Annotated in this window: 7 protein-coding genes; 3 read left to right on the forward strand and 4 right to left on the reverse strand. The window is 66.6% G+C overall.

Features of this window, described 5'->3' with window-relative positions; all coding sequences use genetic code 11:
* Positions 1-82 precede the first annotated feature (82 nt).
* The 4 genes from ACVMLK_RS18455 to ACVMLK_RS18470 all read right to left on the reverse strand — a co-directional run bounded on the left by ACVMLK_RS18455 (position 83) and on the right by ACVMLK_RS18470 (position 4356).
* Positions 83-391: a hypothetical protein gene (locus ACVMLK_RS18455; protein ID WP_457487223.1), complete on the reverse strand. Its 309-nt coding sequence runs from the start codon at positions 389-391 to the stop codon at positions 83-85.
* Between the two features lie 178 nt (positions 392-569).
* Complete coding sequence (locus tag ACVMLK_RS18460) at positions 570-1448, reverse strand: oxygenase MpaB family protein (protein ID WP_457487227.1); 879 nt, start codon at positions 1446-1448, stop codon at positions 570-572.
* 146 nt (positions 1449-1594) lie between these two features.
* Complete coding sequence (locus ACVMLK_RS18465) at positions 1595-2446, reverse strand: SDR family NAD(P)-dependent oxidoreductase (RefSeq protein WP_457487224.1); 852 nt, start codon at positions 2444-2446, stop codon at positions 1595-1597.
* A gap of 26 nt (positions 2447-2472) precedes the next feature.
* Positions 2473-4356 (reverse strand): AMP-binding protein, encoded by a 1884-nt coding sequence (locus tag ACVMLK_RS18470; protein ID WP_457487225.1) that lies wholly within the window; start codon positions 4354-4356, stop codon positions 2473-2475.
* Between ACVMLK_RS18470 and ACVMLK_RS18475 the strand changes: the two genes are divergently transcribed.
* Genes ACVMLK_RS18475 through ACVMLK_RS18485 form a run of 3 tightly spaced genes read left to right on the forward strand, consistent with a single transcriptional unit; the run spans position 4264 to position 7213 of the window.
* On the forward strand, positions 4264-5340 hold the full coding sequence (locus ACVMLK_RS18475) for an iron-containing alcohol dehydrogenase family protein (protein ID WP_457487228.1): 1077 nt from the start codon (positions 4264-4266) through the stop codon (positions 5338-5340). The two genes, ACVMLK_RS18470 and ACVMLK_RS18475, sit on opposite strands and share 93 nt — an antisense overlap.
* On the forward strand, positions 5340-6413 hold the full coding sequence (locus ACVMLK_RS18480) for a CaiB/BaiF CoA transferase family protein (protein ID WP_457487226.1): 1074 nt from the start codon (positions 5340-5342) through the stop codon (positions 6411-6413). Before ACVMLK_RS18475 ends, ACVMLK_RS18480 begins: the two co-directional genes overlap by 1 nt.
* Entirely contained in the window at positions 6410-7213 is an 804-nt protein-coding gene (locus ACVMLK_RS18485) for an SDR family NAD(P)-dependent oxidoreductase (RefSeq protein WP_422921835.1), read from the forward strand. The genes ACVMLK_RS18480 and ACVMLK_RS18485 overlap by 4 nt, the downstream gene beginning before the upstream one ends.
* The last annotated feature ends 195 nt before the right edge of the window (positions 7214-7408 follow it).

The following is a 7408-nucleotide window of genomic DNA, read 5'->3' on the forward strand; positions in this document are numbered from 1 at the left end:
ACATACCCCAGCTTGGCCCCGATCGCGCCAGACCACAAAAGATGCAACAGAACCGACCGAAGCGGTCAAGACAACCCGTCGGCTACGTGGCAGAGGCAGTTTCAACATCAGCCGCACCGCACTGGTGAAAGCTGGAAAGCGCCATCTCGAGTTGATCGTCACCGACCTCAGCCGTCACCATGATCCGGCCCTTGCGAACGCCTTCCGGCGTTTCTCCGGCAGCGGCATCAGCCGCGTCCGCGCCGGAGACCACGGTACCCGATGTATTGTCCTCTCCTTCAGCCGCGGCCCGCACGCGATTGCGGTCCAGCCCATGATCCTGGACGAGGTGCTCGACAGCTATTTCGGCGTCTCGGCGCGTATCGAAATATCCGGTAATGGTGTGTGGCATGTTGGGCCTCCTTGGATATTTCACCTAGCGCTGGAGACCGGCATTGGATGCTTGGCCCATCGAATTAATCTGCGGTCGCAGGTCATTCATCCGATCAGGCCTGGGCGAGAAGCCCTGAAGGGCGCTGAACGCGGGCGCTCCCTCATTGTAATCCTCCGCAGCCACGCTCAGGCTGTCATCACCGGAAGGCCCACCGCAGCGTTGTCGCTAGGCCCAGCGCGCCGGCACGGATCAGGGGGCGGCCCAACATGGGCACGGTGAGGCTGTGCATGTGTTGCGCCCAGGCCGGCAGGAGGTCCGCTGCCGCCTGCATGGTCAAGGTTTGGATCGGCTTGGCCAATCTGTTTTGCGGCGGCTGCCTCAAGAGCAGCCGCGCAACCTCGTATGTGCGGCGATCGTAGCGCAATTGCGGCCGCATATCCTGGATCAGCCGATGCGCCATCGCCCGGCTGCGGGGAACGGGATCAGCGCCCAGCAGGAAGGCGATCTGTGCCATCTCATCAAAATACCGGTCCTGATCGGCACCCGACATGCCAGGCTCGGCGTAGCGGCGCCACGCATCCAGAAAGTGGGTCACCTCGGTGACATGCACCCAGGCCAGCAAGGCCGGGTCCTTCGCCGCATAGGGCGTGCCGTCGGGCAGGATGCCGCTGACCTGCTCGTGAATGGCTCTGACGCGAGCAATGACGGCCTCAGCCTCCTCCCGCCCGCCATAGGTGGTGAGGGCGATGAATCGTGCCGTCCGTCGCAACCGGCCCTGCATGTCGGACCGGAAGCGCGAATGATCCCAGACGCCCGCCAGCGCAGCCGGGTGCAGCATTTGCAGCAGAAGCCCGGCAATACCGCCCAGCATCATTGTTGTTACGTCGCCATGGACACGCCAGGCCACCGCCCGGGGCCCAAACAGGCCATCCGGCCTGCGTGTGACCGGCCGCTCACCCCGGGAGCGGTCGTTGAAGGTATCGACAACCTCGGCCACGATCGCCTGCTTCACCCGACGGGCCAGCAGACCAGGCAGACGATCCGGGGCAATGCCGGCTCCAGGGAACGGCATCATGATGTGCACCTGCGCGGTTACGCCAGATACATAGGTGCATCGGGAATGCTGTCAGCATCCTGGAGCAATGGGCCTTGTTGCTACCTTGATCTTGGACATTATCGTCGACAACGCCGGGCATATCTCGCATTCAGGCGGCTTGCCTCCTAGTCCCGCACAATGCCTACGCCCAGGCCGCCATCGACGACCAAGCACTCGCCGTTCACATAAGCGGCTTCGTTGGAGATAAGGAACAACGCGGCATGCGCCACCTCCCAGCCGGTGCCCTGACGTCCGAAGGGAACGGCAGCGGCGCGATTCTGACGGTTGCGGCTGGCATCGCGGCCCATGGGCGTGTCCATCAACCCAGGTGCCAGGGCATTGCAGCGGATCCCGCGTGGCTCCCCCGCGCGGGCTAGACTGCGGGCCAGCGCGATCTGCGCCGCCTTGGAGGTCTCATAGGCCGGATTGCGGGAGGCGGCGCGAAACCCCGCCAGAGAAGCGATCAGCAGCATCGATCCGCCCGGCGCCATGACCCGCAGCGCCTGCTGGGCGAAGAGCATGTTGCTGCGCAGGTTGACGGCGAAGACGCGGTCCCAATCCGCTACGGTCAAGGCATCGACCTCCTGCCGGGTGGAAATGCCGACATTCAGCACCAGCCCATCCAGCCCACCCAGAACAGCCACGGCTTGCATGACGGCAGGGGGGATCGCCGCTGCATCGGCGACATCGGCGGTGAGGGGGAAGGCGTGGCCGCCCTCAGCCTCGATCATGCGGCAGCTGGTTTCGGCAGCTTCTGTCACCAAGTCGAGGCAGGCGAGCCTCGCACCTTCGCGCGCGAAGAGCAGGGCCATGGCGCGGCCATTGCCTATTGGCGGATCGGGCTCCGCGCTGGCGCGCTGGCCGGCGCCGACCAGCAGCAGGCGGCGGCCGGCCAGCCGCGTCCCGCGCGGCCCCTGGCCCAGGCTTTCCGCATGCATCGACCGACCGGGATCGGGCAAGCCGGGGGCGAGATTCATTGCGGTTCTCCTTGCTATGAGCGGCCTCAGCCGACTGCGCGGGTCCGGCCTTCCCAATAGGGCGCGCGCAAGGCCTTCTTGTCCGGCTTGCCCAGCACGGTCAGCGGCAGTTGCGCGACGAAATCCATCGTTTTCGGCGTAGCGACCGCGCCCTTCCTCGCCTTCACATGCGCGGCCAGTTCCTCCGCCGAGACCTGCCATCCGGAGCGGCAGACCACGATGGCCTTCACCGCCTCGCCCCATTTGGCGTCCGGCACACCGATGACGGCGGCGGCAGAAACCGCCGGATGCGCGGTCAGCACATCCTCCACCTCCTTCGGGAAGACGTTGAAGCCGCCCGAAATGATCATGTCCTTCTTGCGGTCGACGATGAAGAAGAAGCCGCGCGCATCGCGATAGGCCATGTCGCCGGTATGCAGCCAGCCGTTGCGCAAGGCTTCCGCGGTCTGTTCCGGCTGCTTCAGATAGCCGGCCATGACAAGCGGGCCGCGCACGCAGATCTCGCCCACCTCGCCCTGCGGCACCTCGCGGTCGTCATCGTCGAGCAGTCGCACGGCAATGCCAGGGTAGGGCTTGCCAGCCGAGGACAGGATGCTGTCATCGGCGTCGAGATGATCCAGGCGCGACAGGGTCAGGATGGCGCTGGGCGCTTCGGTCTGACCATAGCCTTGCTGCAGCACCGGGCCGAAGACCGCCAGCGCCTCCCGGATGCGCGCGGGCGACATCGGCGCGGCGCCATACATCAATGTCTCCAGCTGGGAGAAATCGGTTTGCCGTGTGCGCGGATGATCCAACAGCTTGTAGACCATGGTGGGCACCAGGAAGGTGGCGGTGGCCCCGTGCTGTTCCAGTGCATCCAGGAAGCGGTCCGGGTCGAAGCCCTGCTGCAGGATGATCGTGCCGCCACGCCAGAGCACCGGGATCAGCGTGGCGCCCGCGCCGTGCGAGATCGGCGTGGGGCAGAGAAAGCGTGGCGCATCGCTCCAGGCGCGCCCGGCCATCAGCAGCAGGGTCTGGGTCAGGGTGGCGCGGCCGGGCAGCATGACGCCTTTGGGCCGGCCGGTGGTGCCGCCGGTATAGGCCAGGCGGATGATGTCGTCCGGCGTGGCCTCTGAAGGCAGAGGCGCCGGCGTGAAGCGCGCGGCCTCCGCCCAGAAGCCGGAAAATTCGGCGTCGGCCTCGTGCAGATACCAATGCGGCACGGCGGGCAAGCGGTCGCGCAGGGCACGCGCGCGGCCGGCATAGGCGGCATCGGCCAGCAGCAGCCGCGCCTCGCAATGGTCTAGGATATAGGCGTGATCCTCGATGCCGCCCATGGCCTGCAGCGTCACGGAGCGCAGACCCAGCAGGTAGATCGCCGCGGTGACGAAGAAGACCTCCGGCCGGTTGCCGGAAAGCTGCACCACCGTGTCGCCACGCCGAAGGCCGAGGGCCCGCAATTGCTGCAGGGCACGGCTGATCGCGTCCCGTGTCTCGGCGTAGGTGAAGCGGCGCGCGCCGTCGATGAAGGCGATGCGCTGCGGATAGCGGTCCAGCAGGGTGACGATCATGTCGCCGATCGTGCCGCCATCATGCATTGAGGATGCGCGCTGCTGCTCGCTGATCACCGTCTTGGCCTCCCAGCCGGCTTGCCCATCATGCCACTTAAATACGACATGTTGTAGTTCTCTACAACATGTCGTAGCAAGCTGCGACGACAAGCCTTCGCGGCGGGTGGGAGGATCAAAATGACCGGCGACGCGCTTTCCGCTTTCGGTGTGACTTGGCCGAATCCCGCCATCTTCGGTCCAGGTAGCATCACGCAGCTTGGCGACAGGCTGCGCGGCCTTGGTGCCACGCGCGTCCTGCTGGCCTCCGATCCTGGACTGCAGGCGGCGGGTCTGGTGTCGCGTCTGGCCGCGCTGCTGCACGATGCCCGCCTGTCCGTGGTCGTCTATGCCGGCGTCAGCCCCAATCCGCGCGAGGCAGAGGTGGAGGCCATCCTGGCCCTGTGGCAGACAGAGGATTGCGACGCGGTGGTGGCGCTGGGCGGCGGCAGCACGCTGGATGCGGTGAAGGGCGCCTGCCTGCGCCGCTTCACCGGCCGCAGCCTGGACGCACTGTTCGATGACGGCATCCATGAGGTGCCGCAGGCGCCGCTGCGCTTCGTCGCCGTGCCCACCACCTCCGGCACCGGCAGCGAGACGACGTTGGGCGCGGTGCTGAAGACGCCGCGCCGCAAACTGGTGCTGCGCAGCGAGCATATCCGCCCTGTCCTGACCATCCTGGACCCGGAATTGGTGGTCAGCCTGCCGCCGCGTGCCACGGCGGCCACCGGCTTCGACGTGCTGATGCATGCGCTGGGCGTACTGACCTCCAACCGCCCGCATCCGATCGGTGAGATGGTGGGCGCCGATGCCATGCGCCGCGCCGCCGCGCATATTGGGCGCGCGGTGGAGAATGGGCAGGATCTGGAGGCCCGGTCGCAGATGATGCTGGCCAGCTACCTGGCTGGCCATGGCATCCATCTGAAGGGGGTGGATGCGATCCATGGCCTGTCCACGCCGGTAGAATCCTTGACCGACTGCACCCACGCCGAATCGCTCGGCGTGATCTGCCCACATGTGATGCGCTTCAACATGCCCGTCGCCGGAGCGCGATATGCGGGAATTGCCCGGATGATCGGCATCGTCGGCGCCGAGGAGGGTGAGGCGGAAGCGGCGGAGCGGTTGGTCGCGCATTTCGCCGGGCTGCGCGACCGCTTCGGCATGCCCTCGCGGCTGGGCGCGCTGGGGGTGCGGCCAGAGATGATTCCGGAGCTGGCGCGCCAGGCGCAGCTGAGCGCCGCCACTCGCGGTAATCCCCGCCCGCTGGATGCCGCCGCAGCCACGGCCCTCTACGAGGAGATGATCTGATGCCGGCGCCATTGCATGGCCTCCGCGTCCTGGATTTCTCAGAGCTGCTGCCCGGCCCCTTTTTGACCGGCTGCCTGGCGGAGCTGGGCGCCACGGTGCTGAAGGTGGAGCGTCCGCCGGCGGGCGACCCGGTGCGGCGTATGTCGCCGGGCGTTTTCGGCGCAGCGAACCGCGGCAAGGACAGCGTGCTGATCGACCTGAAGCAGCCCGAGGGACGTGCACAGGCGCAGGCCCTGGCCGATGACTTCGATGTGCTGATTGAAAGCTTCCGCCCTGGGGTGATGGCGCGGCTCGGGCTGGATTATTCCGGCCTGGCGGCGCGCAACCCGAAGCTGATCTATGTCTCGCTCAGCGGCTATGGCCAGAACGGGCCCTATGCCGCGGTGCCGGGGCATGACCTGAACTATCTTTCGGTGGCCGGTCTGAAGGCAATCTCCTCTGGCAGTGCAGGCGTGCCGGTGGCCGATCTCTGCGGCTCTGTCTATGGGCTGGCGGGCGTGCTGGCGGCGCTGCTGCAGCGTGCCACCACAGGGCGTGGCCAGCATCTGGACGTGGCACTGGCGGAATGCGCGCTACACTGGATGAACCCGCGGCTGGGCCGCTTCGCCGGCGCGGGCGCCGAGGATCTGGAAGCGCAGCGCCGCATGGCGCTGGCCCGCCCCGGCTATGGCGCCTTCGCCTGCCGCGACGGTCGTTCGATCAGCATCGGCGCGCTCGAGGATCATTTCTGGGCCCGGCTGGCCAGTAGCCTGATGCTGGCGCCTTTCGACACGGACGACCATGCCCGCATGGCGCAACGCGTGCCGCAGACTGAGGCGATTAATGCGCTGATCGCCACCCGCTGCGCCGAGGAGGAGAGCGAGCCGCTGCTGCAGCGCCTACTGGCCGCCGATATCCCCGCCGCCCCCGTGGTATCACCGGCCGAGCTGGCGCAATTCCCACAATTCGTGGTGCGCGGTGCAATGATGCCGACCGTGCTTGGCCCGCTGGCGCGCTTTCCGGTGCGGCTGCAGGGGATGGAGGATCTGGCGGAAGCGCCGGCGCTGGGCGGCAAGGCGGAGAAGCAGGCATGACGCCCGGCATCACACAGGAGCTTCAGGGCAAGGTCGCCATCATCACCGGCGCTGGATCGCGGGCGGAGGGCATCGGCAATGGCCGCGCCGCCGCCATCCTGCTGGCGCAGGCTGGCGCGCGGGTGGTGCTGGTGGACAGCAACCGCGCCTGGGCCGAGCGCACGGCGCAAATGATCGAAGCCGAATCCCTGGTGGTGGAAGCCGATGTCACGCAGCCCGATGCCTGCCGCGACATCGTCGCTCAGGCCGTGGCGCGATTCGGCGGAGTGGATGTGCTGGTCAACAATGTCGGCATTGGCGGCGCCCGCGGCACCGCGGTCGATGTCGATCTGGCCGAGTGGAATCACGGGCTGCTGGTCAATGTCACCTCCATGATGCTGATGGCAAAATTCGCCGTGCCGGAGATGGCGCGGCGCAGCGGCGGGACGATCGTCAATATCGCCTCGGTCGCCGGGCTGCGCGGCGGCACGCCGAACCTGCTCTACCCGACCTCCAAGGGCGCGGTGGTGAACATGACGCGTGCCATGGCGGTGCATCATGCGCGCGACAATATCCGTGTAAACTGCGTCTGCCCGGGCATGTTGCACACGCCCATGGTCTATGCCGGCGGCATGACAGAAGAGATGCGCGAAGCCCGCCGCAACCGGTCCCTGCTGCGCAGCGAAGGCACGGGCTGGGATTGCGGCGCGGCCGTGCTCTATCTGGCCTCGGGGTATGCGCGCTGGATGACGGGGGTGATCCTGCCGGTGGATGCGGGGGCGACGGCGACGACATCGCTCGATCTGCCGGATCGAAGGTAGCAAGGGGATTCTTCTTTCTCTGAAGAAGAAAAGCAAAGGACTTTTTTTTGTTAGGCGTCCCGCCTGGAGGCCGGCAGCCGGACGCCAAAGTGAGAAAAGCTTCTTGGTTCTTTTTTACAAGAAAGAACCTTTGCTTTCTTCTAGAGGCTGTTATGGATCTGCGGCGAGTTGAGCGGCCTGCTTGAGCATGATGCA

It is taken from the genome of Teichococcus aerofrigidensis, assembly GCF_054073225.1.